24 protein-coding genes are annotated in these 26054 nt (G+C 64.5%); 9 read left to right on the top strand and 15 right to left on the bottom strand.

Annotation, left to right across the window (positions count from 1 at the left end; all coding sequences use genetic code 11):
* Position 1: 1 nt before the first annotated feature.
* The 3 genes from CQ017_RS03705 to CQ017_RS03715 are packed head-to-tail and all read right to left on the bottom strand — an operon-like array spanning position 2 to position 3808.
* A complete protein-coding gene (locus CQ017_RS03705; protein WP_105552575.1) occupies positions 2–1384 on the bottom strand; it encodes a GntP family transporter in 1383 nt (460 codons plus the stop codon).
* Positions 1385–1439: 55 nt separating this feature from the next.
* On the bottom strand, positions 1440–2333 hold the full coding sequence (locus CQ017_RS03710) for an NAD(P)-dependent oxidoreductase (protein ID WP_105552576.1): 894 nt from the start codon (positions 2331–2333) through the stop codon (positions 1440–1442).
* A 26-nt stretch (positions 2334–2359) separates the two neighbouring features.
* Positions 2360–3808, bottom strand: coding sequence for a four-carbon acid sugar kinase family protein (locus tag CQ017_RS03715; protein ID WP_096254363.1), 1449 nt, complete (start codon positions 3806–3808; stop codon positions 2360–2362).
* A gap of 168 nt (positions 3809–3976) precedes the next feature.
* Between CQ017_RS03715 and CQ017_RS03720 the strand changes: the two genes are divergently transcribed.
* Complete coding sequence (locus CQ017_RS03720; protein WP_096254364.1) at positions 3977–4693, top strand: FadR/GntR family transcriptional regulator; 717 nt, start codon at positions 3977–3979, stop codon at positions 4691–4693.
* A gap of 125 nt (positions 4694–4818) precedes the next feature.
* Here CQ017_RS03720 and arfB read toward each other — a convergent pair whose 3' ends face one another.
* A complete protein-coding gene (gene arfB / locus CQ017_RS03725; protein ID WP_105552577.1) occupies positions 4819–5241 on the bottom strand; it encodes an alternative ribosome rescue aminoacyl-tRNA hydrolase ArfB in 423 nt (140 codons plus the stop codon).
* A gap of 117 nt (positions 5242–5358) precedes the next feature.
* Between arfB and CQ017_RS03730 the strand changes: the two genes are divergently transcribed.
* Entirely contained in the window at positions 5359–5814 is a 456-nt protein-coding gene (locus CQ017_RS03730) for a DUF6069 family protein (protein WP_096254366.1), read from the top strand.
* Between the two features lie 69 nt (positions 5815–5883).
* Positions 5884–6177 (top strand): antibiotic biosynthesis monooxygenase, encoded by a 294-nt coding sequence (locus CQ017_RS03735; RefSeq protein ID WP_096254367.1) that lies wholly within the window; start codon positions 5884–5886, stop codon positions 6175–6177.
* Positions 6178–6237: 60 nt separating this feature from the next.
* Here CQ017_RS03735 and CQ017_RS03740 read toward each other — a convergent pair whose 3' ends face one another.
* The 5 genes from CQ017_RS03740 to CQ017_RS03760 form a co-directional block, all read right to left on the bottom strand.
* Positions 6238–7803: a molybdopterin-dependent oxidoreductase gene (locus tag CQ017_RS03740; protein WP_105552578.1), complete on the bottom strand. Its 1566-nt coding sequence runs from the start codon at positions 7801–7803 to the stop codon at positions 6238–6240.
* A gap of 114 nt (positions 7804–7917) precedes the next feature.
* Positions 7918–9306 (bottom strand): deoxyribodipyrimidine photo-lyase, encoded by a 1389-nt coding sequence (locus tag CQ017_RS03745; RefSeq protein ID WP_105552579.1) that lies wholly within the window; start codon positions 9304–9306, stop codon positions 7918–7920.
* A gap of 85 nt (positions 9307–9391) precedes the next feature.
* Positions 9392–10135, bottom strand: coding sequence for an anti-sigma factor domain-containing protein (locus tag CQ017_RS03750; protein WP_096288379.1), 744 nt, complete (start codon positions 10133–10135; stop codon positions 9392–9394).
* The gene (locus CQ017_RS03755) at positions 10136–10726 is read right to left on the bottom strand and encodes a sigma-70 family RNA polymerase sigma factor (protein WP_096288381.1); all 591 of its coding nucleotides are present in this window, start codon (positions 10724–10726) and stop codon (positions 10136–10138) included.
* Between the two features lie 181 nt (positions 10727–10907).
* Complete coding sequence (locus CQ017_RS03760; RefSeq protein WP_096288383.1) at positions 10908–11591, bottom strand: fasciclin domain-containing protein; 684 nt, start codon at positions 11589–11591, stop codon at positions 10908–10910.
* Between the two features lie 425 nt (positions 11592–12016).
* On the opposite strand from CQ017_RS03760, the gene CQ017_RS03765 reads away from it, so the two are divergent.
* On the top strand, positions 12017–12493 hold the full coding sequence (locus CQ017_RS03765) for a hypothetical protein (RefSeq protein ID WP_105552580.1): 477 nt from the start codon (positions 12017–12019) through the stop codon (positions 12491–12493).
* 174 nt (positions 12494–12667) lie between these two features.
* Complete coding sequence (locus CQ017_RS03770; protein ID WP_105552581.1) at positions 12668–14569, top strand: glycerophosphoryl diester phosphodiesterase membrane domain-containing protein; 1902 nt, start codon at positions 12668–12670, stop codon at positions 14567–14569.
* A gap of 51 nt (positions 14570–14620) precedes the next feature.
* On the opposite strand, the gene CQ017_RS03775 is transcribed toward CQ017_RS03770, so the two are convergent.
* Genes CQ017_RS03775 through CQ017_RS03785 form a run of 3 tightly spaced genes read right to left on the bottom strand, consistent with a single transcriptional unit; the run spans position 14621 to position 17630 of the window.
* Positions 14621–15856, bottom strand: a complete 1236-nt coding sequence (locus CQ017_RS03775; protein WP_105552582.1) for an ABC transporter permease — start codon at positions 15854–15856, stop codon at positions 14621–14623.
* Complete coding sequence (locus CQ017_RS03780; RefSeq protein WP_105552583.1) at positions 15853–16560, bottom strand: ABC transporter ATP-binding protein; 708 nt, start codon at positions 16558–16560, stop codon at positions 15853–15855. Before CQ017_RS03780 ends, CQ017_RS03775 begins: the two co-directional genes overlap by 4 nt.
* Positions 16560–17630: an efflux RND transporter periplasmic adaptor subunit gene (locus tag CQ017_RS03785; RefSeq protein ID WP_105552584.1), complete on the bottom strand. Its 1071-nt coding sequence runs from the start codon at positions 17628–17630 to the stop codon at positions 16560–16562. Before CQ017_RS03785 ends, CQ017_RS03780 begins: the two co-directional genes overlap by 1 nt.
* 170 nt (positions 17631–17800) lie before the next feature.
* On the opposite strand from CQ017_RS03785, the gene CQ017_RS03790 reads away from it, so the two are divergent.
* From CQ017_RS03790 to CQ017_RS03800, 3 genes are all read left to right on the top strand, one after another.
* On the top strand, positions 17801–18118 hold the full coding sequence (locus tag CQ017_RS03790; RefSeq protein ID WP_096288395.1) for a hypothetical protein: 318 nt from the start codon (positions 17801–17803) through the stop codon (positions 18116–18118).
* A 177-nt stretch (positions 18119–18295) separates the two neighbouring features.
* Positions 18296–19438, top strand: coding sequence for a phosphate ABC transporter substrate-binding protein PstS (gene pstS / locus CQ017_RS03795; RefSeq protein WP_096288397.1), 1143 nt, complete (start codon positions 18296–18298; stop codon positions 19436–19438).
* A 279-nt stretch (positions 19439–19717) separates the two neighbouring features.
* Positions 19718–21085 (top strand): MFS transporter, encoded by a 1368-nt coding sequence (locus tag CQ017_RS03800; protein WP_181150487.1) that lies wholly within the window; start codon positions 19718–19720, stop codon positions 21083–21085.
* A 14-nt stretch (positions 21086–21099) separates the two neighbouring features.
* Here CQ017_RS03800 and CQ017_RS03805 read toward each other — a convergent pair whose 3' ends face one another.
* Both CQ017_RS03805 and CQ017_RS03810 read right to left on the bottom strand, forming a co-directional pair.
* Positions 21100–21765, bottom strand: coding sequence for a histidine phosphatase family protein (locus CQ017_RS03805; RefSeq protein ID WP_105552963.1), 666 nt, complete (start codon positions 21763–21765; stop codon positions 21100–21102).
* A 108-nt stretch (positions 21766–21873) separates the two neighbouring features.
* Positions 21874–23106 carry a CynX/NimT family MFS transporter gene (locus CQ017_RS03810; RefSeq protein ID WP_105552586.1) on the bottom strand — a complete coding sequence of 411 codons (1233 nt, stop codon included), beginning with the start codon at positions 23104–23106 and terminating at the stop codon, positions 21874–21876.
* 463 nt (positions 23107–23569) lie between these two features.
* Between CQ017_RS03810 and CQ017_RS03815 the strand changes: the two genes are divergently transcribed.
* A complete protein-coding gene (locus tag CQ017_RS03815) occupies positions 23570–24214 on the top strand; it encodes a low molecular weight phosphatase family protein (protein ID WP_105552587.1) in 645 nt (214 codons plus the stop codon).
* Between the two features lie 28 nt (positions 24215–24242).
* Here CQ017_RS03815 and CQ017_RS03820 read toward each other — a convergent pair whose 3' ends face one another.
* Entirely contained in the window at positions 24243–26042 is a 1800-nt protein-coding gene (locus CQ017_RS03820; protein WP_105552588.1) for an ABC transporter permease subunit, read from the bottom strand.
* Positions 26043–26054: the final 12 nt, after the last annotated feature.

The following is a 26054-nucleotide window of genomic DNA, read 5'->3' on the forward strand; positions in this document are numbered from 1 at the left end:
ATTAGACTCCTGCGGCGGTGACGATGGCGTAGACAAGGGAGGTGAGCGCGAATCCGGCGACACCCAGAACGGTGGTCAGCACGGTCCAGGTGCGCAGCCCGTCGGCGACCGAGAGTCCCAGGAAGCGGGTGACGATCCAGAAGCCCGAGTCGTTCACGTGGCTCAGCCCGAAGGCGCCGAAACCGACGGCCGCCAGGATCAGCGCGGTCTGCACCGCGGAGAAGCCGCCGGCCTCGACGGCGGTGGCCAGCAGGCCGGTGGTGGTGATGATCGCGACCGTGGCCGAACCCTGCGAGGCACGCAGGATGGCCGCCAGCACGAAGGCCATGACGATGATCGGCAGGCCCGCGGAGGACAGCGATTCGGCCAGCACGGTGCCGATGCCCGACTCGGTGAGCACCTTGCCGAACACGCCGCCGGCGCCGGTCACCAGGATCACGATAGCCGCCGGGGCCAGCGCCGAGTCCATGACCTTTCCGGTCTGCTCGCTGGACCAGCCGCTGCGCACGCCAAGCAGGTAGTAGGCAACCAGCACGGTGGTCAGCAGCGCAATGGCCGGGGAGCCGACGAAGCCCAGGACATTCGCCTCGGTGGATTCCGCGGTGACCAGCGTGCCGCCTACGGTGCCGAGCATGATCATCACGATGGGCAGGAGAATCATGGAGATGACCATGGACGAGGTCGGGGCCTTGGTTTTGGTCAGGGTGTCGCCCTCATCGGTGCTCTTGCCGAAGGAGGCGAACTGTTCCGCGGTTTCCGGAAGCATTGGGACATCCCGGCGGTTGATCCGCTTGGCCACGAAGTAGCTCAGCACGCCCAGCGGGGCACAGAAGGCCAGACCCAGAATGGTGGCCCATCCGACGTCGGCGCCGAGGATCTCGGCGCCTCCCACGACACCCGGGTGCGGCGGGACCACCACGTGGATGGCCAGCATGATCGCGCCGACCGGCAGCCCGATCTTCACCGGGGAAACGTTCAGCGCCTTGGCGAAGCCGTAGATGATCGGCACCAGCACGATGAATCCGACGTCGAAGAAGACCGGGATGGCCAGCAGGAACGCCGCGGTGGTCAGCGCGGCGATGACGCGGCGCGGGCCGAAGAGCTTGGTGAACCGGGTGGACAGCACCTGGGCTCCGCCGGAGATCTCGATGACCTTGCCGAGCATCGCGCCGAGGCCCACCAGCACCGCCACGCTGCCTAGCGTGCCGCCCATGCCCTCGGTGATCAGCCCGGCCACATCCTGCAGCGGGATCCCCGCGGCCAGGGCCACCAGGATGCTGACCAGCAGCAGGGCGATGAATGCGGGCATCTTGAATTTGATGACACCGACCAGCAGCAGGGCAACGCCGGCTACCGCGATCAGTAAGAGCAGAAGTGGGCTCATGAAAATTTCGTCTCCTTTGACGGGAATGCTCAGGGGCAGCTGCGTGCAGCCGACTTTACTTGGCGGACTTCGGGGCGAGAACCTTGATCACGGCCGAATCATCTGCGGCCGCCAGCTCGTGGGCCTCGCCCAGTAGGTAGAGCTGTTCGGCGGCCGAAGCCACCGGGGTGGGCAGGTGCAGCGCGCGGGCCGCGGAGGTCACGATGCCCATGTCCTTGACGAAGATGTCCAGCCGGGAGAGCACCTCGGCGCCCTGATCGGCGTAGGCCTGGAGCATGCGCGGGCCGCGGTTGCCGAGCATGAAGGAGTTCGCCGCTCCGGCCTGCAGCGCCTGCAGGGTGGTTTCCTGGTCCAGGCCCAGCTTCTCGGCCAGCGCCAGCGCTTCGGCGGCCGCGGCGATGTGCACGCCGCAGAGCAGCTGGTTCACGGTTTTCAGTGCCTGGCCATCGCCGGGCTTGTCGCCCACGATGCTCAGGGTCGAGGCCAGCAGCTCGAGCACCGGGCGGACCTTGGCTAGCTCCGCCGGCTTAGCGCCGACCACGATCAGCAGATCTCCTTCGCCGGCACGCACCGGGCCGCCGGAGAGCGGCGCGTCCACCAGGCCGACGCCCAGCTCACCCAAGCGGGCCGCGGTGGCGGGGACCGCATCCAGCCCGACGGTGGAGGTCAGGATGACCACCGCTCCGGGCTTCAGCCACTGCGCCACGCCCGTTTCGCCGAACAGCACGGAGTCCAGCTGCTCGCCGTTGCGCACGGCCAGCAGCAGCGCATCGGCGCCGGTGACCGTTTCGCGGGCGTTTTCGAAGGTGCTGATTCCGGCCTTGCGGGCCAGTTCCATGCGCTCGGCCGAGATGTCGAAGCCGTGCACGGTCAGTTCGGTGGCCAGGCGGGTGGCCATCGGAAGGCCCATGGCGCCCAGGCCGAGGACTGCAACAGTGGTGGTGCTCATTGGTGTCTCCAAATCTTGGGGTGGTGCTAGAAGGTGGTGCTCAGGGTGCGGGTGACCTTGGTCAGCGAGCTGTCATCTCCGACATTTCCGGCGAAGACCACGTAGGGGATGCCCGCTGCCGGGCCGTCCACCGATTCCCAGAGCGAGACGATGCCCGGCAGCATCGGCCCGCGCACGATCGCGTGGCGGATCTCCAGGCCGTGGGCGGCGACATCCGAGGAGGTGATCCCGCCCTTGGCGATGACGAAGCGCGGGGGAGTGCTGTGCAGGATCCGGTTGACCACGCTGACCACCGCGGCGCTCACGGTGCGCGCGATCTCCAGGGATTCGGCCGCGTCGGCGGTCTTCACCAGTGTCCGCGAGGTGTGCACGATGACGTCTTGGGTGGCCAGGGCGGTGCCGATCTCGGCGGCCTTGGCCGCGAGGTAGCTTTCGCTCTGCTCCGAGAGGATGGTGGGCACCTCCAGCTCGATCACGGTGGCGTTCGCATGCTGCGCGGTCAGATCTGCCAGCTGCCGGGTGGTCACCCCCACGTGGGAGCCGACGACGATCAGCCCGCCTGCGGTGCGCATCCCGGCGTCATTCCCGGCAAAGATCTCTTCGGTGCTCAGCGGCTGGCGCATGTCCTGGCCGATGCGGGCACGGACGAAGGGCGGGCCGACGCGGTAGAGCACCCGGGTGCCGGCCGCCTCGGCCAGTTCCAGGCCTTCGGCCAGCGCGCGCATGTCATTTTCGGTGACGATATCGGCGGTGGCCACCTGCGCGTTTTTTGTCTGGGCCAGCTTGCCGGCGATGCCCTGGGCGCCGGAGCGGATGGTATCCAGATCCAGCACGAGGACATCGGAGGCCGCCACGCGGCCGCCGGTCTTTTCGGCCACGTAGTCGGGCAGGTAGCTGGTGCTGAAGCCGAAGGTGGCGTCCTTGGCGAATTCGGTGGCGCTGACCTTCGCCAGCTCTCCGCCACCGGTGCGCATATAGTGCTCGCCGCCAACGGTGAGCCGTCCGGCGTCGCCGAAGGCCGGGACCATGAGCACCGCGTCCACCGCATTCTGCGCATCGATGTCCCGCAGGGTTGCGGCTATGGTGTCGGTTTCCAGCGGGAAGTGGCCGCGCAGGGTTGAATCGCTGCGGCTGGCAAAGCCCAGGGTGATACCCGCCTCCGCCGCGGCCTGCGAGGCGGCGGCCACGATCTGCGCATTGCGTTCGGCGGCATCGGCCGCGTCGAGGGAACGGGTATTGGTCAGCACGTAGACGGCCAGCGCGCGCTCGCCGTCCAGCCGCAGGCCGAAGGCCCAACGGAAGTCCGCGACGTCCCAGCTGGTGAGCACCGGCAGGTTGCTGACCGATTGGGTGCCCGTCGGGTCATCGTCGAGCACCACCAGGACGCGGCCGGTGGCGCGTGCCGCGGCGGCGATCTCAGCGGGTTCGATTTCGCGTTCCGGGAGGTATCCGGCGAGCAATTCGGACTCAAGCATGAACAAGGACTCCTTCGTCTTTGGGCGACCAACTGACTTCATTGGTAAGATGTCAGACATCTGTCATGAGGAATAGTGTTCCACGGAATTCCGCGCACCGCAACAGCCGCGGGCACATAGACTGGATAAGTCTGCAAGGGGGCATCGGGCCTCAAGGATGGAGGAACCGTGTCTCGAAAGTCACTGGTCACGCAGGTCGCGGATGACGTGCTTGACCGGATCATCGGCGGGGAATTAGCAGTTGACGAGCTCATTCCCGGCGAGCTGGAGCTCTGCGCGGCGCTCGACGTCAGCCGGATGACCGTGCGCGAAGCGATCAAGATCCTCGCGGCGCAGGGCATCATCCGGGTTGAGCGCGGCCGCGGCACCTATGTGAATCCCGTGGGCATGTGGAGTTCGCTGGAAGCGGTGCTCCGGGCAACCACCGAGGGCGTCGGGGCCGCTGCGGCCGCCGTGCAGCTCATCGAACTGCGCAGAATGCTGGAGACCGGAGCCTGCGAGCTGGCGGCGAGCAAGATCAGCGACGCGCAGCTGGCCCGGCTCGATGAACTGGTTTCCGAGATGAAGGCCGCCCACCAAGAAGCCGACCTGGATCGTTTCGTGGATGCAGACCTCGAATTCCATGATCAGATCCTGCGCGCCTCGGGCAACGTCTTCCTCGCGGCCCTCTTCGAGCCGCTGGGCCGGGTGCTGGCCTCCCGCCGGCGGGAAACCAGCGCCTTTCCGCAAATCCAGGCCCATGCCATCGCGGAACACGAAAAAATCCGCCAGGCGCTGGGGCAGCGCGACAGTTCCCGCGCCCGCGAAGCCATGGATGGCCATATGCGCCAGACCCTCGAAGATCTCAATACCTTCATACTCCGCCAGCAGGCGGGAAAAGGCTAGCTCCCGGGCCCTAGGCGCTCCAATAGGCGGAACCGGAAATGCCGCAGGCATTCACTGCTCTGCTTCGGGGAAGAGCCAACGCGCGTTTTTTGCCGGTGATTTAGTCCATGATTCACCCAAGTGGCCTACTCGGCGGAGGGCTTTTTGCGTTGCTGCTTGGTTTCCGAGCGGCGCGACTTCGTAGCCAGGCGGCGCCGCTGCGATCCCTTGGTCGGCTTCGTTGCACGTCGGCGGGGGCCGTCGGGAGCCAGCGCCGTGCCGACCAGATCGGCAATTTTCTGCATGGCGATCTCGCGGTTGCGCAGCTGGGAGCGCTGCTCGGAGGCACTGACGGTGAGGACCCCTGCGATGAGCCGAGAATCCAAGCGATCGAGCAGGCGCTGACGCTGGTAATCGCTGAGCATCCGCGAACCCGCTACGGACCAGGACAGTTCGACGCGGCTATCGGAGGTATTGACATGTTGCCCGCCGGGACCGGAGGAACGTGAGAAGCGCCAGTTGAGCTCCGACTCCGGAATGCTCAGTGCGCGCGTGATCTCTATATCCATATATCAAGCTTCCCATGGGAAGCGAAAGCGGAATCTCCTGGGTTCAAGTCATCCAAACGGGCGTACATTTAAATTGGAGGGTTATCCGTTTTCGATTGGTCGAGGAGATGTTCAGCCATGAGTGCTGAAATGAAGTACAAGATGCCTTTCAACTACGTTCAAGTTGTCATCGCCGCGTTTAGCGCGGTGGTCACGAGCGTTTTTGTGTTCTTTATCAGCGGGGTTGCCGGCGGTTCGATGAGATTCACCGGAGGCATCTTCCAGAACGTTGATTTCTTCGGTATTGTCCGCTTCATCGCGCTGCCATTTCTCATTCTGGGATTCCTGACCTTCCTGATTGGGCGTGCCCGTCCGGGGTTCTGCAAATTCGCCCAGTGGGCCGGTGCCGCGGTGATGGTTGTTTCCGTCATCAACCCGATCCTGTTCGCGGCCGATCTGGCCAGCGGTATCGGGCTTTCGCTGATTCTGCTGGTTGTTGGTGCCTCCTGGTACATGGCGGTGGACAATTCGAACAAGCTGGCCAGGAAGTCCAAGCTAGAGCGGTTGCAGGCGAAGCAGCTTCGCGTGGCCTGAGGGGACGGAGGTAGGCTGAGATATGAATCATCGGTAGCCCAACGCCAGTTGGGCAATGAAGGGAAATTCATGTCGATCGTCGTCATCAATGCGTTGAAGGTGCCAAACGAAGCCGGTCCGGAGCTGGAAAAGCGTTTCGCGGCTCGCAAGCACTCGGTGGATGGCTCGCCGGGCTTCGAGGGGTTCAAGCTTCTGCGCCCGGTGTCCGGCGAGGACCGCTACTTTGTGTTCACCCAGTGGGCTACGCGCGAGGATTTTGAGAACTGGCGCGAGACGCGTGCGGATGCCGCGCACTCAGGCGCGGAGAAGAAGCCTGTCGCTTCCGGCGCGGATCTGATGGAATTCGAGATTGTCGAACTCTAGCGCTCAACGATAGCTGCCGAGGCCGCTGCGCCGTCAACGAGGGGTGGATCCACGCAGCGTTTATGAGTCGGTGACGGAGAACTGCACGCGTTGCCAGCCGCTGGCCCCGTTGGGCACCGGATCAGCCCGCTCGCTGGTTTGCATTTCACCCTCGGCATCGTAGGCGCGCACCGTGACCGAATGGTTGCCCGGGGATCCGCCCTTCCAGACGTAGCGCCATTGGCGCCAGGTATCCAGCGTGGCTTCTTCGGCCAGCTCGGCCTCCTGCCAGGGTTCGTCGTCGATCTTGACCTCGACCTTCGAGATGCCGGTTGTCTGCGCCCACGCGGTGCCTCCCATGACGACCTCTCCGGGCGGGAGCTGAGTGAAGGAGCGCGGCACGTCCACTCGCGAAGACATCTTGATTGGTCCGCGCTCCGACCAGCCGCGGGTGGTCCAGTAGGCTTCCTTGTCGGCAAAACGGGTGACCTCCAGATCCACTACCCACTTGGTCGCCGAGACGTAGCCGTAGAGGCCCGGGACAACCATGCGCACCGGGAAGCCATGCTCCAGCGGCAAGGGCTCATCGTTCATGCCGACGGCCAACAGGGCCATGCGGTCATCGGTGAGCACCTCAATTGGCGTCGAAGCGCTGAAGCCATCGCTGGATGTCGACAGCACCATATCCGCACCGTTTTGCGGAACCGCACGTTCAAGTAGATTGCGCAGCGGGTAGCCCAGCCATTTGGCATTGCCCACAAGATCTCCGCCGACCGGGTTCGAGACGCAGGTCAGCGTGAGGTAGCTTTCCACCAAATCTTGGCCCAAGAGCTCATCGAAGCTCATGGTGAATTCGTTCTCGACCATGCCGTGCACACGCAGCGACCACTCGGCGGGGTCGAGCCGCGGGACCGACAGCGCGGTGTCGATGCGGTAGAAATCCTCGTTGGGAGTGACGAACTTCGGCATTCCTGCAAGCTCTACCTGCGCTCCAGCCGGAACCTTGGCGGCTTTCACCTTGGCCGCAGGCAAACCGAGCGCCAGGCGGGCCGCCTCGGCGGCATTTCGTGTTGCGGAAATCGAGGCTCCGACACCTGCGACAACAAGCGCCCCCAGCAAGGAGAGCGAGGAAGCCAGCAGGAACTTCCGCCGGGAGGGGCCAGGGCTGGTTTCCTCCGCGGCCGCCGGTGAGTAGCTCGTGGTGGCCAGCCCGGTCAGCCATTTCAGCGTTCCAAGCCCCAGCAGCGTACCGACCACCACCGGGACCAGATCCATGGGGTCGGTCGCGGAACGCGTGATGACGGCAGCGCCGATCACCGCAGCCAGGACGAGGATGGCCGCCGCCGCTGCGGCAAAGCTTCGCCGAGCGAGCAGTCCCACCAGCGCCGCGAGTAGCGCGGCAACAATTCCGATGGAGATGAACAGGGCGAGCTTGTCGTTGGTCCCGAAGGTCGCAATGGCAAAATCCTTCAGCCACGGCGGGGTGAAGTCGATGAAGGTCGAGCCTAGCGCTACTCCCGGCGCAGAGGAGGTGGCGAAAAATACCGACACCAATTGGGCGACCGCAAAAAGCACCGCTGCGGATACCAAACCCGCAAATCCAAAGGCGAAAAGCCCGGACCTTTTCTGTCCTCTTGAATCGTCCATCTCAGACCACCTCAAACGTTGTCATGCCCATGCCCCCAATAGGCAAGGGGACCGCCTACTGGGTATTCGGAACTGTAGCGCATCTGGATTGGCGGATGCGGAAGTTTTTGGAAATTACTTGCCCTGCCGCAATTTCATCTCGCTGTAGGCTTCCAGCGCTTGTTCGCGTGATTCCTTGAGATCGACCAGTGGTTCCGCGGCCAACGGCGCGTACCGGGCCACATAGGATCCGCGCGGATCAAATTTCTTGGCCTGCAGTTCGGGATTGAAGACCCGGAAGTACGGGCTGGCATCGGCTCCGCTGCCGGCGACCCATTGCCAGTTTGCGCTATTGCAGGCCACATCCGCGTCGACGAGCGTATCCCAGAACCACTGCTCGCCGACTTTCCAATGGACCGCCAGATTCTTCACCAGCAGGCTTGCGGTGACCATCCGCACGCGATTGTGCATCCAGCCGGTGTGCCAGAGCTGCGCCATCCCGGCATCCACGAGCCCGAAGCCGGTACGGCCGCGCTGCCAGCAGGCAACTTTTTCTGCCACCTCTTTGCCGTCTGCGGGCCAGGCCCACGCGAAATCGTCGAATTCGGACCGCAGGTTTTCGGTGGGAAGCTGCGGGTGGTGGTAGTAGAGATGCCAGCAGAAGTCCCGCCAGGCCACTTGGCGGCGCATGGCAGCCGCTCCCTGGGCGGCACCGGGGGAGTGGGCGGCATATTTGCTGAGCTCATCCCAGACCTGGTGGGCGCTGAGATGGCCCCAGCGCAGCGCCGGGGAAAGGGCGGAAGTACCATCGAGGTCCGGGCGGTCGTGATGCTCGGCGTAGTCCTGCGCTATCGAGGAGAGGGTCTCGGCCAAGCGTTCCTGGGCCGCTGGCTCCCCTGGGGTCCAGGTCGCAGCAAGCCCCTCCGACCAATCCGGGGTTGTCGGCAGCAGTTTCCAATCATCGAGCGATTCGCTGGGCGGCAGCGGAAAGCCCTGGCGCTGCTGCGGCGCCGGCGCGGGCAACGGCGGGCGTAGTTCCTGCGCGCGCAGCGAATTGTAGAAGGGCGTGAAGACCTTGTAGCCGGTCCCGTTCTGGGTCAGCAGTTCCCATGGTTCATGCAGCAGTGCGGCGGAGTAGCTGTGCGCGGCGATCCCGTCGCCGCGCAACTGGAGCTTGAGTTCCGCGTCCACCGCGCGTTCGGCTTCGCCGTAGCGCCTGTTCCAGTGCACCTCGTCTAGGTTGCCGTCCTGGCTCAGCTCGGCGAGGATCCTGGCCGCGGGGCCGCGGCGCAAGATCAGCGGGATGCCGAGGTCATCCAGTGATTCGCGCAGGCTGAGCAGTGCCTGATGCAGCCACCAGCGCGCGGCGCCGCCGAGCGGACGGATGCCGGGGGATTGCTCATCGAGGATGTAGAGGGCAACAGTGTCTCCTGCGTCCCGCGCCGCGTGAAGCGCCGGATGGTCCACGGTGCGTAAATCATCGCGGAACAAGACCAGTTGAAGTGCCTGTTGCGGTTGGCTCATGGATTCTTCCTCATGAACAAAGCTTAGTGTATATCTAGCTAGGCTAACTAAATAACGCCGATGGAGGTCAACCGCACTGTCATCTCTAGCCGGCGAGTACCATCACCGGATCGGTGGTCGGGGCTTGTGAGCCACCTGCAGGTTCAACCGTCAAGGCTATGGCCGTGCCCTCGGGCATGACGGGGAATTGCGCGGTCCAATTGCCATGGGGCATCACGTCGGCGGGAACCGGGGACTCGCCAGCGGCTATGGTCCACAACTGGTAATCGTGCTGATCGTCGATTGCTGGCAGATCCTGTCCCAGGACAACCGACCCTGTCGAGGAGGCCAGCAGCATCATCTTGCCCTGCCCTTCTGCCATTTCCGAGCTGATGACCTTCACCTGCTGGCCGTCGAGGATGGAAAGCAATTCGTTGCGCTGGGTCTCGGCGGTGGTGGCCCGCTCGTGCTGGTTCACCGCAATGGTTGTCGGCACCGCGATCAGCACCACTGCCGCCGCCGCGGCGGCGAGCCAGCCGAAACGAGGGGCGCGGCGCTGCTTCTGCTCGCGCCGCTCGCTGAGCGAAATCGGTGCCTGGTCGGCTTGGGCCGGCAACGCGGCGAAGATCTTGTCGCGCAACTCCGCCGGCGGCTCGACCGAGGCCGCCTGGTCGATCTGCGCGATCGTTTCGCGGTAGCCGCGAAGCCAGTTGGCGGCTTCCTGGTTGGAACTGGCCAGTTCCTCGGCCTGTTGGCGTTCTTCGGGGGAGTCGAGGGCTTCCAGCGCCAACCCGGTCAGCAGCTCATGCTCGTGGGCGCTCAATGAGCCGTCAGTTTCCTTGTAATTCATTTAGGCCACCTCCAAACATGTTTTCAAGCGCTGCAGGGCGCTGCGGATTCTTGATTTCACCGTAGCCAGCGGCATCTCCCGGCTTTCGGCCACCTGGGCGTAGGTCCGCCCGCCGTAGTAGGTGTCCAAAACCGTCTGCTTTTCCTTAACGGTCAAGGTGTCCAAGCAATGGCGCACCCGCTGCGAATCGACCTGTTCCATGAGGAACTCATCGATTTCGGGGACTTCCCGCTCGACGGTGAAGCTGCGGTCCTCGCGCTGGGTTCGCGCTTCCTCGGAACGAATCCGGTCGATCGCCCGGCGGCGGGCGATCGTCGAAGCCCAGGCATAGATGGTGCCGGAACCTGCACGATAGCCTTGGGCGTTGTTCCAAATCTCGAGCATGACCTCTTGGGTCACCTCCGAGGCTTGGGCCGAATTGCGTATCAGCCGCACCGAGATTCCATAGACGATCGGAGACAGCTCTGCGTACAGCGAATCGAACGCCTGATGCTCGCCGTCGGCGACCCGCTGGCAAACATCGGTCCAATACTCGGCGGAACGGTCGCCAACCGGAGGCCTTGTGCCAGCCGCGCTCCGTGGTGATTCCATGGAGTCGAGCCTAGCACCGGGACTCGCATACAGGCGTACCAAATTACCTCTGTTCGTAGTTCATGCCCCGGACGGCCATCCCGAGTTCTGCCCATTAAACGTCTAGTGGCCGGTGTTTGAAGAGTGAACCACCAAACACCGACCAGCTAAACGCCTGGAGAATTGCTGCTACCGGCCGAGGTTACTTCTTTGCCGGTGGCATCAGCACTTCGTCGACCAGGTAGACGGTCGCATTGGCGGTCTGCACGCCACCACAGATGACCGAAGCACCATTGACTTCGAGCTCGTCGCCGCTGCCGGTGACCTCGAGATCCTGGCCTGCAACGGTGGTGTAGGAGCCCGAAAGATCCGAAGGAACAATCTGGCCGGGGACCACATGGTAGGTCAAGATGCCGCTGAGCGTATCTGCGTCCTCAACTACCGCGTTGAGGTCCTTTTCCGGGATTGCTGCGAAAGCGTCGTCAACCGGGGCGAAGACCGTGAACTCGTCACCATTGAGGGTGTCCACGAGATCTACATCAGGGTTCAACTCTCCCGACACGGCGGCGGTCAGGGTCTTCAGCAGCGGGTTGTTCGAGGCTGCCACCGCTACCGGGTCCTTGGCCATGCCTGCGACCGATCCGTCGCCGCTTGGAACTGCCTCGGCGTAGGCGGCGCAACCGGAACCAACGAGATTCGCTGCGGGATCCATTTCCGCGTCACCCATGGCAGATTCGCTGGCCATGGCCGAGCTGCTTGGTGCGGCCATGGAGCTGGAGGCCGAAGGCTCGGCGGTTTCTGATCCGGTCGAGCAGGCGGTGAGCCCCATCGCGGCCACTGCCATCAATCCGAGAGCGCCGGCGAAATTGCGATTCATGCGTTTCATGTCTATCTCCTTGCCTTACGACGACTACTCTCGCCGTACTTCCCCGACCCTGTCGGTGCGGGCTGTCATGAAGCATTCGGAGCCGGATGGGGAAAGGATTGAAAATTCTCGAAAAATATTAAAACTCGGGATTTCGGCCTGGATTAGCGCTCGCCATGAGTGCGCGAAAGCGGCTGGCACCACCCTTGGTCTTGGACCTAGTGCTTTGTCCGGGATGAGAGCTGCCGCTGGGTCATGGCTCTGCTGGCTTGCGTGGACCGTTCGCTGGCATCAATAGGCAGTTCAGCCCGTTGGCATCTAGTCCCGTGGGTGGAGCCACTAATGCCGAGATCTCCCTTTGCCGGGCGAGGCGAAGCCGACTATCTGGCTTGTACCGTAGATATGGTGGCGACACCTAGCAAAGTACGCATGAACGAAGGAAAAGAATGAAAATTTCCCAGAACACGAAGACGAAACGAATCTCGAAAATTCTCGGGGCATGTTCATTGCTTGTTGTCTTGGGTCTATCGGCCACCGCCTGCGGCATGGTTGAGTCCTTCGGCAGACAGACCGCGGATGCCTGGAGCGTCACCTACGAAGTGTCGGTGACCGGGGGAACCGTCAATGGCATTGATGACGTGAAGTACCTGGAGGCACCGACTCGAGGCGAAGTTTCCAGTGAGAACGCGGTTGGCGAGGTGGCGACAACAAATGATCCGGCAAAAAAGCGGAGCGCCACATGGCAGGAAACGGTCATGGTGACGGCCGAAGAAGAAGCCGGAGTCTCAGCCGCCCCACGTGCCGGAGCCACAGCCACCTGCCGAGTCCTGCTCGATGGCGTCAAGGAAATCGCGGCGGTCACCGGGGAGCCCGGAAAGCCGGTGGAATGTGCGGTTAGCACGCCGGCCTTCGCCAAAAAATAGCAGGACCGCACCAGCCATTGGCCGATCCGCCGAAGATGGCCTCCGCCCGAAGATCCCAGCCGCAGGGCGCGCAAGTCGTGCAGTTCTAGAATAGGAAGAGACCAAGGTCAACTACTTCCAAAACGTTGCACTGGCGCCATATTGCACACGAAACCTGAAAGTAGGACCCGGACGATGAAGGAACCCTCGGGAGCCGGTGAAACGGACCAAAGCGCCGGCCCCGCAACGCGTGGTTCGGACCGGTCCGGGCAAGGCCGCGGACGGTTGGCTGCGCCTTCGGCTCTTGGGCTCATCACCCATGGGCTGCGCCTGGGGCATGCGCACACTCTGCGGTATCTCGCCGTCATCATCACCCTGCAGTTGGTCAACGCACTGGCCGTGATCCCCGGGGTCAAGGCGCTGTTTTCCCTGGCGTTGGAATCCTGCGGGCTGACGAACCTCACCGATCGCAATTTGCCGGTGATGCTTGCGGACCCGAGCGCCGTCTTATTGCTCCTTTTGATCGCCGTCCTGGTGCTGCTTGCGATGGGCCTGCAGTTCTCTGCCCTCATCGTCATGGTCAATCGACAGCAAGCCGGCCTGCCGCCAACCATGCGCGGCATAGCCAGCGAGACCTGCAGCGCCTTGGGCCGCTTTGCCCGGTACCCCTCGCCGCTGCTCATGGCCTACCTATTCGTGGTGCTTCCGCTCGGTGGGCTCGGCCTGTCTTCCGTGCTCATCCAAGGCATCGATATCCCGCCGTTCATCACCCGGGAGTACCTGAAGACACCACTGAGCGGCAGCTTGTACGCCGCCATCATCGGCGCAGTGATCTACCTCAATCTGCGCCTGATGCTGACGCTGCCAATGTTCGTGGTGGGCCGGCGACGGCCCTATCGTGCGATCGTCGAGAGCCTGCGTGCCACCCGGCGGACTTTCTGGCGCTCCGCGGCGCTGCTGGGTGTTCCGGTGCTGGCTTCCGCCCTGTTGATGTCATTTATCGTCGAGTTCCTGGTGTGGGGCTCGGCCGCCGCTGGCGGATTCCTGGAGCCCGAAGGGGCGGCCTGGGCCGCTTCGCTCGGCATCGGTGTTGGCCAGGGCCTGGGATTCCTGGTCATTGGCGCGACGACCGTGGTGATCATCCAGGTGCTCGTGGCAGCTACCCGGTCCCGGCTCGGGCTGCCAGATAATTTGGCCAGCTTGCGGGAACCGGCGCCCGCCATTGGGTCAAGGCTGCTCCGTGCGATGGGAGCCGCGGCTGCCTGCGCACTGGTGCTGGCCGGAAGCGTGAATGCGGCCCCGGTTATGGCCGGCACCTTTTCGCGTGCCGCCGACACCGCCATTCTGGCGCACCGTGGATTCTCCGGCGGCGGAGTGGAAAACACCATCGGCGGGTTGGAAGCCGCCGCAAAGCTGCAGCCGGACTACGTCGAGGCCGATTTCCAGGAGACCAAAGACGGCCACTTCGTGGCCAGCCACGATACCAATCTGCTGGTTGTCGCCGGACGCAACGAGAACATCTATGACATGAGCGTTGCCGAGGTCACCGCCGTGACCCAATCCGTGGGAGGGTTCACCGGCAAGATTCCCACCATGACCGAGTACCTGAACCGGGCAGCGGAACTGCAGATCCCGCTGCTGGTTGAACTCAAGGTGACCGGGCATGAGTCCGCCGGCTACCTGGATCGTTTCCTCGCCGAGGTGGATGCAACGGGGAGTGCCGAGGCGAATATCTATCACTCGCTGGATCCAGAAGCCGTGCGCGAGATCAAGCAGCGCCGCCCGGAGCTGCAGGTGGGGCTGACGATTGCCATGAGCATCGGAGCCATACCCGACGTCGCAGCCGACTTCATCGTCGTGGAACAGGCCTCCTTCAATCCAGCGGTGCTGCGCGCGGCTCAAGCCGAAGGCAAACCGGTCTTTGTCTGGACGGTTAATGACGAGGCGACCATTCGCGAACTATTGAGCCTCGGAGTGGACGGCATCGTGACCGACAGCGTAGATATTGCCTTGCACGACAGGGAACTGGTCTCCAGCAGCCCGCGCTCCGCCTACCGGGTGGGGGTAGCCCTGGCCCACCTGGATCTGTTCCGGTAGCCAGGACCCCCACCGGGCCAACCCGGGTGGGCCTGCCCGGCGAGCGGCGTATCAGACGCGGATCGCGTCGACGATGCGCACCCGAGCGGCCACCAGGGCGGGCAAAACGCCGGTCAACGCGCCGACGGCAATGGACACGCCCATGCCCAGCAGCGCGGCCTGCACCGGGAACCCGGGCATCTCATCCAGCCCGGTGGCCATCACGGCATTGATCAGCTTCGGGTTCGAGACCAGGGCCACGGAGATCAGCACCCCGAGCCCGCCGGCCACGGCGGTGGCCACGACGCTTTCCATCATCACCGAGAAGAACACCCGCCCGGTGGTGGCGCCGAAGCTGCGCCGGATCCCGACCTCGCGGATCCGCTGCTTCATCGTCACCATGGCCACGTTGAGCAGGCTCAGCGAACCCAGCAGCAAAATGATGCCGGCGATCGAGCTGACCACCAGGGCGACCTGCTTCAGGGACTCGTCGTTGCCCCAGGCCAAATAGTCCTGGCGCTGGGAATCGACGACGTAGCCGGGAAGTTCCGCCTGCATCTGCCGGGCGAAATGACTGGCCAGTTCCTCGGAGCCCTCGATGGGCACCCACATGGCATAGCTGACATCGCTGAGCGGGGCGGCGGCCGCGAACCAGTGCTCGTAGGTCTCGGGCAGCATCCACATCTGCCCCATCGATCCGTAGCCCCGAGTGGAGGTGGCGCCGATGACGGTGACCGAAACGTCGCCGCCGAGGCCGCGCAGCTCGATGGTCGCCGGCAGCGTGCCATCTTCCATGCCCAGCGCGCTGAGCGTGGTCTTGTCCACGACCACCGCGGGGGAGAGGTTCTGCGCGTCGGCGTCCTCCAGCCAGCGTCCGTGCTGGGCGAAGATCCGGTGCATCGGACCATAGTCCGGGTCGACCACCTGCATCTCGGTATCCACCGACATTCCCTGGCGGACCGCCTGCGTCCCGAAGGTGCGGCCGATCAGCGAGGTGTACTCGATCTTGAAGCGCTCGCTGGTTTTCTCGAAAGCCGCGGTGATCTCCGCGGAGCTCTGCGGCGGACCTTGGCTGGCGGGGTCCATGGCGTAGGTGCTGATCATCGCCGGACGCCCGTTGCGCTCGAGCTGTTCGGTCATCAGCTGCTGGGCCATTTGCGCTCCGGCCACCGCGGTGGTCAGCGAGGCCACCGCGATGGTCACCCCGATCAGCGAGAGCAGCACCCGCAGCCGGTGGATGCGCAGCTCCTGCCAGGCCTCGAGCAGGGCGGCGATGAATCCGGTGAAGATACGGGCCAGGGTGTTCATCGCGCGGCCTCCTGGTCCAGCGGATGCAGCCGTCCGCCGTCGAGGCTCAAGCGCTCGCGGGCAAGCGCCGCAACATTGGAATCGTGGGTGATGGTGATCAGCGCGGCGCCGGATTCGACGGTGGCCGCATCCAATAGCTCCATCACCGCGCGGCCGGTGGCCACGTCCAGCGCGCCGGTGGGCTCATCGGCGAGCACCACGCGCGGGCGGCGGACCAGGGCGCGGGCGATGGCCACGCGCTGCTGCTCGCCGCCGGACAGGGTCTGCGGCATGGAATCGAGCCGGGCGCCAAGCCCCACCCGGTCCAGCGACTCGGCGGCCAGCCTGCGGCGTTGCCAGAAGTCGCGGCCGCTGGAGTACATCAGCGGCGCCATCACATTCTCCAGCGCGGTGCGTCCGGGCAGCAGGTTGAACTGCTGGAAGACAAAACCCAGGTCCCGGCCGCGGGCCGCGGCCGCCTGCCGGGCGCTGAGCTTCGTGGCGTCCTTTCCCCGCCAGGCCAGGGCGCCGGAGGTCGGCCGGTCCAGCAGTCCGAGGATGTTCAACAGCGTGGACTTCCCGGTGCCCGAGCGCCCGACGATGGCGATATGGTCGCCCTCGGTGACGGTCAGGTTGATGCCGGACAAAATGTGCAGTTCGCTGTCATCGGGCAGCCGGACGCTGCGGGTGACGTTCTCAAGCTTCAGCAGCTGAGCAGAACTCATCAGGGGTACATCTCCATTCCCGGGCCTTCAGCCGGCTCGGGGGCGGAGCCCGGCACGTAGCGCAGCACCTCGGCTCCGGCCTCCAGCCCGGAAGCCACCTCGACGACCTTGCCGTCGGTGACCCCTAGCTGCACCTCGGTGCGGATCTCCTTGCCGTTCTCGTCGAGCAGCCACACGGTGCCGCTGCCGACCAGTCCGCGGACCGCGGTGACCGGTACGGTCAGCACCTCTTCGGCGGTTCCGGCCTCGATGTCCATGGCCATGGACAGCCCATCGAAAACGACGGTGTCCGCCGGAACGTCACAGGAAATTTCGCTGCCCGAGGCACTGGAGCCCTGCCCTTCGGCGGATATCGAGCCCATCCCCGGGTCCAGCTCCTGCTCCGGTGAATCGGCGTCCACCGTGGCCGAGGCGGTATCGCCCACGCTCAGATCCTTGCAGGTGAAGGGCTCGGGCCCGCCCTCGATGGTGATCGTGGCTTCGAGAGTTCCATCCATGAGCCGGTAGCGGTCGAGCGGGCTGATCGCCCCGACCGCCTTGAAGTTCTGCGGTTGCACCTTGGCCAGGTCGGCGCCCTTGGTGACCTCGTCGTCGAGCTCGATGGCAAATTTGCCGACCTTGCCGGTGGCCGGGGCGTACACGTCGTGGTAAGTCACCACGGGCTCGGCGGCCTGCACCGGTTCCTCCCCGGCGGAGGATTCTTGATCGGACTCGGTGGTCTCGGCGGCTTCGGGTTGGGTTTCGGCGCGGATCTGGAAGATCCGGTCGCCCTTGCTCACGTGGTCACCGGGTTTCACGAAGGCCCAGTTCACTACGCCGTCGAGCGGGGCGTTCAGCGGCTGCGCCGCATCGAGCTTGATGCTCCCGGAAATCGACAGGGTGTTCTCCACGGTGCCCGTTTCCACCATGATTGTTTCGGCCGGCACCTCGCCGGTGGGATATAGCTGGTCCTCGGCGGCCGAGCTGCTGCCGGTGAAGGCGAGCTTGACCAGGCTGACGGCGACGAGGGCGCCGATCAGCAGCCAGGCGGAAGGAAGGATGAAGCGGCGGAATACGCGGCGTTGGCTCATGCAGTTACTCTGTTCACCATTCAATGAATAGCAAAGCGTCCAGCAAATACCAAGCTTATTTGGGCAATAATCCCATCTTTAACCGAAAATGTTGGATTTTTACCGTACAGGTCAGCTACGACCTGCTTCTGGAGTAAAAGTTCTGTGCCGAGCTGCTCCTGGTCTCGCTGATGCTGGTGGCCGCCGTCTTCGAATTGGATGCGGCCCTTGGCATGTTCGCCGCCGGGATCCTGGCCAACGCGGTGCTCAAGGAGGTGAAGGCCGAGTATGCCGCCGAGGTGATGGACAAGGTGGAAATCGTGGGATTCAGCTTTCTGATCTCGGTATTCTCCGTGACCAGCGGCGTGAATTTCAACCTCGCGCCGCTCAGAACGCTGAGGCCCGCGGCCGCCCGCGGGATTCTCTCCGAGGTGACCGCTTCCGTGAGGGTCACCGGCGCGCTGACGGTCTTGATCTTTCCAGCGGCCGCCAAGCGGCTGGGGCGCTGACCGGGTGATTTGCCCAGGACCTTCAAGACTTCGAGCAATCGCGCACCGCACGCGTACCCGATTCGACGTAAGGTAGTTGCACCAGCGCGAAGTAATGAGTTTCGAGCATTGAGCAGTATGATGCTTGACTTGTGTTTTTAGCCTGTCCAACATTCAGCCAAGATTTGAGGAGCACCCGTGCGCCCCAGCCTCCCCCGCCGGTCGGCATCTGCCCGTTCACCCAAGCTCATAGTCGCCGCAAGCCTGGCTGCGACACTATTGCTGGCCGGATGCGGGTCGGACTACCCGTTGGGCGAAGCGCAGCGGAATGCCGCGGAGGGCAATACCTCGAATCTTGAAGGCACGCTGACCGGAGGCGGATCCACGGCGCAGAACTCCGCCATGAATGCCTGGACCACCGAATTCGCCACGCTGCACCCCAAGGTCCAGGTGCAGTACGCCTCGGTGGGCTCCGGCGCCGGGCGCGCCGGGCTGTTGGCCGGCGGCACCGAATTCGCCGGATCCGATGCGTACCTCAAGGAAGAAGAGATCCAGCGCTCGATCGAAACCTGCGGCCCGCAGGGCGCGATCAACATCCCCGCCTACATCTCCCCGATCACCATCGCCTTCAACCTGCCCGGGATCAGCGAGCTGAATATGGACGCAGAGACCATCGCCAGGATCTTCTCCGGCGAGATCCGCTCCTGGCAGGATCCCGCCATCACCGCGCTGAATCCGGGGGTGGAACTGCCCGATGTTCCGCTCACCGGGGTGGCCCGTGCCGATGACTCGGGAACCACCGAGAACTTCACGGAGTACCTGCACAGCGTTGCCCCCGAAGCCTGGGCCCATGAGCCCGATGGCGGCTGGCCGGATGCGACCGGCCTGGAAAAGGCCCAGGGCAACGCCGGCGTGGTGACCACGGTGACCCGTGCGGTGGGCGCGGTGACCTATGCCGATGACTCCCTGGTCGATGAGAACCTGGGCAAGGTGAAGCTGAAGGTCGGCGGCGAATTCGTGGCCGTCAGCGGCGAGGCCGCGGCCCTGGCCGTAGCCGAATCCGAACGCGCCGAAGGCCGCAAGGAGCACGACATCGCGCTGGAGCTGGACCGGAAAACCACCGCCGAGGGCGCCTACCCGCTGGTGCTGGTCTCCTATCTGCTGTTCTGCAGCAGCTATGCTGATGCGCAGACCGTGGAACTGGCCAAGACCTTCGGCCAATACGTGGTCAGCGACGAGGGCCAGAAGGTGTCCGCCGACTCGGCCAAGAGTGCCCCGATGCCCGAGCAGCTGGCCGAAGAAGCCCGCACCGCCATCGACTCGATCACCGCCGGCTCCTAGCCGCGGCGGCCTCGCTTACCCCGGGGCCGGCAGCGCGCGGGAATCGGCAACGCCGGGCCGGTGATCCTGCGGTGCCGTGCCGCCGGCACACGAGCGGACTGGAGCCGTTCCACCCCGAAGCACGCTGGCTTCCCGGGCACCAGCGTGCTGTTGCAGCCCTTGTAGGACTATAAATACAAGCCTAATATCGGGGCTAGGGAGTCGTTCCAAGTCCGGCGCCGAGCGCCCGGATATGTGCAGGAAAATGCTCCCAGACACTCGCTATATCGAGGAGGAGCAATGACTGCAGCAGCTTCCGCATCGGGGCGTATGACGCCGGAGCAGAAAAGGGTCGCCGGTGCGACAATGGTGGGAACCACCGTGGAGTGGTACGACTACTTCATCTATGCCAATGCCGCGGCGCTGGTGTTGGCTCCGCAGTTCTTCACGCCGGCCGAAGGGTCGCTCGGTTCGATCATCGCCTTCGCCACCGTCGGCATCAGCTTCCTCTTCCGCCCCTTGGGGGCCGTGGTCATGGGCCGGGTTGGCGACCGCTATGGCCGCCGCGCGGTGCTGATCACCACGCTGATCATGATGGGCGTGGGCACCACGCTCGTTGGCCTGCTGCCAACCTACGCAACCATTGGCGTCTGGGCCCCGATTCTCTTGATCTTCCTGCGCATCGTCCAGGGCTTCTCCGCCGGCGGCGAGTGGGGCGGGGCCGCGCTCATGGCAGTGGAGCACGCCCCGGACAATGCCCGCGGAAAGTTCGGCGCCTTCCCGCAGCTTGGCGTTCCGGCGGGCATGCTGCTGGCCTCGGCGGTCAGCGCGATTATCGCCGCGGTGCTCTCCGCGGAGCAGTTCATGGCCTGGGGCTGGCGCATTCCCTTCCTGCTCAGCTTCGTGCTGATCCTCATCGGCCACTACATCCGCGTGAAAGTCCAGGAGTCCCCGGTCTTCCACGAGCTGGAGAAGACCAAGCAGACCGAGACCGCCCCGCTGTCCACGCTGTTTCGCAAGCACCCGAAGAAGGTCATCCAGGCGACCCTGGTGTTCATGGGCAACAACACCGCAGGCTACATGCTCACCGGCGGTTTCATTCTCGGCTATGCGACAAACAAGCTGGAATTGACCGCCGGAGACATCCTCAATATCATCACCATCGGGTCGGTGGCCTGGCTGATTTCCACCTGGTTCGGCGGCGTGCTTTCGGACAGAATCGGGCGCAAGAAGATGTTCATCATCGGCTGGGTGCTGTTGCTTGCCTGGCTCTTCCCGCTGTTCTTGCTCATCGAAACCGCCAACCTCGCCTGGGTGACCGTGTCCCTGGTGGTCTTCGGTGCCTTCATGGGCTTCTCCTACGGGCCGCTGCCGGCGCTCTACGCCGAGCTGTTCCCGGCGCGCATCCGGCTCAGCGGGGCCTCGATCAGCTATGCGCTGGGTTCGGTGGTCGGCGGCGCGTTCGCGCCGACGATTGCCGCCGCGCTGGTGGGCAAGTTCGACACCACCGTGGCGGTATCCACGTACCTGTTCATCTGGGTGGCCGCCTCGCTGCTCGCGACCCTGACGCTGAAGGACCGCACCGGAGCGGACCTGTATCCCCACGATGCGGACACCGAAGGCGTTGACCTTGGAAAGCGGAACGAGACGGGCCCGGAAAACCTCTGAATTAAACCTGCCCGCTACTCTCGGGTGAGAGTATCTGCGGCCGCGCCGTCGGTGGCCGGATCTTCCAGATCCGCTCCGCCGATGGCTTGCTCTTGCCACTGGGTTGCGCGCCAATTTCCGGGGGTACCTTCGAGGATGATGGCTCCGGTGTTGGACACCGAATGCTCCGCGGAGAACGCTGCATCCAGGTTCTCGCACCGGGCTGCGGCCCAGACGCGGATGATGGCCCCGTGGGTGAAGATTGCCGCGGTCTGCGCTCCGGAGGCTGCCACCTCCGCCACGGCTTCATCGAAACGCGCCAATTCGGCTGCCCCATCCGGGCCGCCACCGGGCATCGGGGTTTCCAGCTTCCCGTCGGCCCATCCGAGGGCGACGGACAGGTAGGTCTGGACGGACTGCTGATCGTTGGCCATCTCCAGTGCACCGGCGGAGATCTCACGCAATCCGCTGTGCACGACGACGTCCAGGCCGAGGGCGTCCGCCAGCGGGGCCGCAGTCTGCTGGGTGCGCACCAGGTTCGAGGCGTAAATGGCCTCGATGCCGGTTTCGCCAAGCAGGGCCACCAGGGCTTCGGCCTGCTGCTGCCCGAGCTCGGTCAGCGGCGCTCCCGGAACACCAGTGTCGAGGTGGTGCCCGACGTTCGAGGGGGTCTGTCCGTGGCGAATGAGGAAAAGGCGCATGGGAACATTGTGCCCATTGCGGCGATGCCTTGGGTAGTGCGCCACGCGTTGAGGGCTCTTGGGCGTCATGGCGGCGGTGCTCATTTATGGCGGCGGCTGGTGGGTATCCTAGGCGTGCTGGATCGAGTTCAGCGGCGAGTTCTTGGGCAGCAGAACCATGACCATCGCCAAGCCCAGCGTCCCGAAGAACGCGCTCACCCACCAGGTGGAAGACCATCCGCCGGTGAGGACCACCAGCCAGGCGACGAGCATCGGCCCGGTGAAGTTTCCGATATTGAATATCTGTTGCATGAGGCCCATGGCGGCCGGGGCCGAGCCGCCCTCCGGTGCCAGATCAACCGCCAGGCGCGTCATCGTGGCCGGAACGGCGGCACCGCAGAGCGAGAACAGCCCCACGCAGAGCACCTGAACGAGCACCAGCGATGCCGGGTAGTCGATCGCGAAGGTCAACAGGGCCATCACGGCCATGACCGCAAAGGAGGCCAGCAGCATTTTCTTGCCCGCGATTCCGCGGTGCAGCAGCAGCCCGGTGATAATCGCTCCGAGCGCGTTCAGCCCGCCGACTACCGCCGAGAATAACCCGCCGAGGATTGGCGACAGTCCGTCTTCACGGAAAATGGTGGGCAAGAATCCGACGATTGCCATCCACTGCACGGTGTAGCAGCCGAAGATGATGCCGCTGATCCAGATGCGGCCGGAAGCTGCGGTCACCACGATTTTCCTCAAGGCTTCCTTGGCGCTGGTGCCTCCGCCCGGGGCAGAGGCGGAGACGAACTTGAGAATCAGCAGGATCGGGAGCACGGTCAGCACCGCAAGAATGAACCACCAGCTCTGCCAGGAGATGAAGCGCAGGGCAACCGCGGTGCCCAAGACGCCGAAGAAGGTGGCGATGCCCATGAAGGCGGCCCACCAGCCCACCGCCAGATTCATGCGGTGCAGCGGCGCATGGACGCGCACCAGGCCGGGGCCCATCACGCTGCACATGATCACCCCGACCCCCTCGATAATTCGCGTGCCCAGCAGCATGGCCGCATTGGGGGAGAAGGAACCCAGGGCCGAGCCGAGAATGAGCAGGAGCAGGCCGAGGATCATGATTTTTCGCTGGGAATAGATTTCGGCGAGCAGCGACATAGCCAGGCCGCCGAGCATGCCGGCGACCTGGACCACCCCCAGCAGCACGCCGGAGAGGATCAACGAAATGTGCAGCTCCTCTTGCAGCACCGGAAGCGCCGAAGGGAGCTTCCAGATATGCAAGGCCGCCATAATGCCCGCAAAGACCGTTGTTATCCAGGCCGCATCCGTGCGCTGATGCGCGATAGCCGGGGTGGGTCCTGTCGCCATGCCACGTCCTTCCACGCTGGATCACGCGCAAAAAGTTCCGTGATCCGAGACATACGCATGGATTCTTTCATGCTCTGCCGCATCAGGCGCCTTTGTAACGCTTGATGTTGCACCGTGCATGGCCAGGCGGGGCCGGATTGCGCCATCACGCGCCTGCCTGGCGGCCGTCGGGAGTGTGCGGCGGCCTGTGGTGAGCCAAATGAATTCGGCATTGACCGGCAACCTGGGATATTGACAATCATCGATGTATTGCCGAAGATTAGATATCGATAGTCATCGATGTCTAGCGACGTACGTGTTGATGGTTAAGCGAGATGGACCATGCTCTTCCAGAGCCGACGAGTTTGCTGTGGGTGTTTTTTATGCCGCCGGTGTCAAAAACGCCTTGGATAAATCACCGTTCTTCACAAAGTTGCTGCGTAGCGATGAGTTGCCAGCTGAGAAAAGGAATAGGGCAGTTCACATGACTTGGACACCGAACGACACCGATCCCACCAAGGACACCCACGTATTGGGCCGGATGTCCGAGCATTTAGCCGAACGCTACGCGGGCACGTTCACTCCCGAGATGATAGAACGCTATGTCTTCGAGTCGTATGCCACCTTGGGGCGTACCGCACGTGTGCGGACCTACCTGGCGGCCATTGCCACCCGCTTCGCCGATGACAGACTGCGCGCGCTCGCTCAATCCATGGGCAGCATTGCCAAGGACAATCCACAGGTATTATTCGTTTGCGTGCAAAATGCCGGGCGTTCGCAGATGGCCGCTGCATTGCTCGCGGAAGTATCCGGCGGGCGGGTGGAGGTCCGCTCCGCGGGCTCGTTGCCCGCCGGAGAGATTCAGCCATTGGCGGTGGAGCTGCTCAAGGAACACAATATTAGCTTGGAAGATGCGTTCCCCAAGCCGCTCACCGATGACGTGGTGCGAGCCGCCGACTATGTCATCACCATGGGTTGCGGTGACACCTGTCCCATCTATCCAGGCAAGCAATACCTGGACTGGGACGTCGCCGATCCGCAGGATATGACGCTTGACGAGGCGAGAGAGATCTACGCCGACATTGAGCATCGCGTGACCCAGCTCTGGGAACGCATCCAATCCTCCTAAGCAGCCGGACCGTCGCGGCCGCATCGCGCTATGCTCCCGAAATGCCTGCCGGTGCAGGTTCCGCGGTCTTGGCCATGGCTCGGACCGGCTTTTGCGGCGCGCGCCGCATCCCGGCCACGGCCACCGCGCATACGGAGGTCAGTACCAAGGCAATCGCCGGGGTGAGCGTGGTCCACGGGGCACGCTCCACGTAGCCGATTCCTTCGGCGAGCAGCAGGCCCCACTCCGGCATGGGCGGCTGCGCGCCGAGACCCAGGAAGCCGAGCGCGGCAAGCGCTAGGGCAACGCCCGGAAGGCGCAGCATGCCGTGGCGCAGCAGCGCCGGAAGCGTTGCGGGAAGAATATGCCGGGTGAAGATCTCGAAGCGTGACATCCCGGCCAGCGGAAGCCAGCGGATGTGGCCCATGGCCCGCGCCTCGTCGATCAGCGAGGCGGCATGCGCGGTCAGCGGCGGCCAGGTAACCCACAGCACCGCAAGCGCGGCTCCGCCGACGGAGGGGCCCATCAGCGCCGCAATGATCACCCCGGCAAGAATCGGCGGCGTGGCATTGGCGATTTCTGCCGGGCCGCGGGAGATGTCGCCGAGCACCGCCAGCAGCAGGCCGATGATGATGGCGCACAAGACGATCAACACCGCGGGGGTGATCGTCCCGAGCGTTCCATGGGCGACGCGTGCGAGCAGATCGCGTCCGCTGGAATCCGCACCGAAGGGCAAGAAGAGACTCGGCGCGGCCAGTCGTTGATGCTCAATCGCATAGGGGTCCCGGGGCAGGCCGAAGGCGAGGATCGCCAGCAGCGCGGAGCAGGTAATTATTGCGGTGAAGCGTGCGATCCGCCCATCGCCGCGCGCCTCGGGCGCCGGAGGCAGTGAGCCCGGTGGAAGCGGTCCGCCGCGCAACCAGCGCCTGGCCAACGCGGTGAGGGTGCCGATGAGCACCGCGGCCCCCGCCATGAGCAGCACCCCGGCCTGCAGGGCCGGGATGTCCTGGGCATTGGCCGAACCGAGCAGATAGCGGCCGAGCCCGGGAATCGCGAATACCTGTTCCACGGCTACCGCGCCGCCGAGCAGGCCGATGAACACCAGACCCAGCTGATCGATGGTTGTCGCGGCCGCCCGGCGCAGCACCCCGGACAGGATGACCGGGGCGCCGGCTCCGGCCAGACGCCAGACGTTCACCCAGGGTTCCTCGCCGGCCCCGGAGATCGCATCCGCGAGCAAGCGTCCGAGCAGGCCTCCCGCGGGGATGCCAAGGGCAAGGGCCGGGAGGATGGCGGTCTCGAGGCCGGTCCAGCCGTAGGGCGGCAGCCAGCGCAGCTGCACCGAGACGATGACCAGCAGGATGCTTGCCAGCAGGAATTCGGGCAGTGCGGTCAGCGCGACGCCGACCGGCCCTGAACCGCGGTGCTCCAGGCCGCGCAGCGCACGCACCGCGGCCGGGGCGATCAGGCAGCTGGTGACGAGCAGCGCAACGATGATGGCGAAGGCGGTGAGCGTGGCGGAGACGGATACCGCCTGCCACACGCCCGGACCGATTTCGGCCCCGCTGACCCAGGAATTGCCCAGATCCCCGCGCAGCACCGCGGACCACCAGCGCAGGCTGGAGGCCAGCGGGCCGCCATCGAGCCCCAGCTGCTCACGGATTGCCGCCAGGGCTTCGGGCGTGGGCTCCAGTTCTGCGTAGCGCGCCCGCAGCACCGCGGCGGCCGGGTCGGTACGCGAGAGCCAAGGCAGGGCGCCGGCAATCAACAGCAGCACCACGCCGCTGAGCAGGCGTGAGACCAGGGAAAGCAGCTTGTTTTGCCGCCCGCCGGGACGTCTGTTTTTCATCGGGCAGTTGCC

It is taken from the genome of Arthrobacter sp. MYb224 (genome assembly GCF_002975455.1).
Lineage (GTDB): Bacteria > Actinomycetota > Actinomycetes > Actinomycetales > Micrococcaceae > Glutamicibacter.

What these genes read in the sequence shown, in the direction of transcription:
- CQ017_RS03705 (WP_105552575.1), bottom strand. Translation starts at nt 1,384, where the DNA reads ATGAGCCCACTTCTGCTCTTACTGATCGCGGTAGCCGGCGTTGCCCTG.
- CQ017_RS03710 (WP_105552576.1), bottom strand. Translation starts at nt 2,333, where the DNA reads ATGAGCACCACCACTGTTGCAGTCCTCGGCCTGGGCGCCATGGGCCTT.
- CQ017_RS03715 (WP_096254363.1), bottom strand. Translation starts at nt 3,808, where the DNA reads ATGCTTGAGTCCGAATTGCTCGCCGGATACCTCCCGGAACGCGAAATC.
- arfB (WP_105552577.1), bottom strand. Translation starts at nt 5,241, where the DNA reads ATGGATATAGAGATCACGCGCGCACTGAGCATTCCGGAGTCGGAGCTC.
- CQ017_RS03730 (WP_096254366.1), top strand. Translation starts at nt 5,359, where the DNA reads ATGAGTGCTGAAATGAAGTACAAGATGCCTTTCAACTACGTTCAAGTT.
- CQ017_RS03735 (WP_096254367.1), top strand. Translation starts at nt 5,884, where the DNA reads ATGTCGATCGTCGTCATCAATGCGTTGAAGGTGCCAAACGAAGCCGGT.
- CQ017_RS03740 (WP_105552578.1), bottom strand. Translation starts at nt 7,803, where the DNA reads ATGGACGATTCAAGAGGACAGAAAAGGTCCGGGCTTTTCGCCTTTGGA.
- CQ017_RS03745 (WP_105552579.1), bottom strand. Translation starts at nt 9,306, where the DNA reads ATGAGCCAACCGCAACAGGCACTTCAACTGGTCTTGTTCCGCGATGAT.
- CQ017_RS03750 (WP_096288379.1), bottom strand. Translation starts at nt 10,135, where the DNA reads ATGAATTACAAGGAAACTGACGGCTCATTGAGCGCCCACGAGCATGAG.
- CQ017_RS03755 (WP_096288381.1), bottom strand. Translation starts at nt 10,726, where the DNA reads ATGGAATCACCACGGAGCGCGGCTGGCACAAGGCCTCCGGTTGGCGAC.
- CQ017_RS03760 (WP_096288383.1), bottom strand. Translation starts at nt 11,591, where the DNA reads ATGAAACGCATGAATCGCAATTTCGCCGGCGCTCTCGGATTGATGGCA.
- CQ017_RS03765 (WP_105552580.1), top strand. Translation starts at nt 12,017, where the DNA reads ATGAAAATTTCCCAGAACACGAAGACGAAACGAATCTCGAAAATTCTC.
- CQ017_RS03770 (WP_105552581.1), top strand. Translation starts at nt 12,668, where the DNA reads ATGAAGGAACCCTCGGGAGCCGGTGAAACGGACCAAAGCGCCGGCCCC.
- CQ017_RS03775 (WP_105552582.1), bottom strand. Translation starts at nt 15,856, where the DNA reads ATGAACACCCTGGCCCGTATCTTCACCGGATTCATCGCCGCCCTGCTC.
- CQ017_RS03780 (WP_105552583.1), bottom strand. Translation starts at nt 16,560, where the DNA reads ATGAGTTCTGCTCAGCTGCTGAAGCTTGAGAACGTCACCCGCAGCGTC.
- CQ017_RS03785 (WP_105552584.1), bottom strand. Translation starts at nt 17,630, where the DNA reads ATGAGCCAACGCCGCGTATTCCGCCGCTTCATCCTTCCTTCCGCCTGG.
- CQ017_RS03790 (WP_096288395.1), top strand. Translation starts at nt 17,801, where the DNA reads ATGCTGGTGGCCGCCGTCTTCGAATTGGATGCGGCCCTTGGCATGTTC.
- CQ017_RS03800 (WP_181150487.1), top strand. Translation starts at nt 19,718, where the DNA reads ATGACTGCAGCAGCTTCCGCATCGGGGCGTATGACGCCGGAGCAGAAA.
- CQ017_RS03805 (WP_105552963.1), bottom strand. Translation starts at nt 21,765, where the DNA reads ATGCGCCTTTTCCTCATTCGCCACGGACAGACCCCCTCGAACGTCGGG.
- CQ017_RS03810 (WP_105552586.1), bottom strand. Translation starts at nt 23,106, where the DNA reads ATGGCGACAGGACCCACCCCGGCTATCGCGCATCAGCGCACGGATGCG.
- CQ017_RS03815 (WP_105552587.1), top strand. Translation starts at nt 23,570, where the DNA reads ATGACTTGGACACCGAACGACACCGATCCCACCAAGGACACCCACGTA.
- CQ017_RS03820 (WP_105552588.1), bottom strand. Translation starts at nt 26,042, where the DNA reads ATGAAAAACAGACGTCCCGGCGGGCGGCAAAACAAGCTGCTTTCCCTG.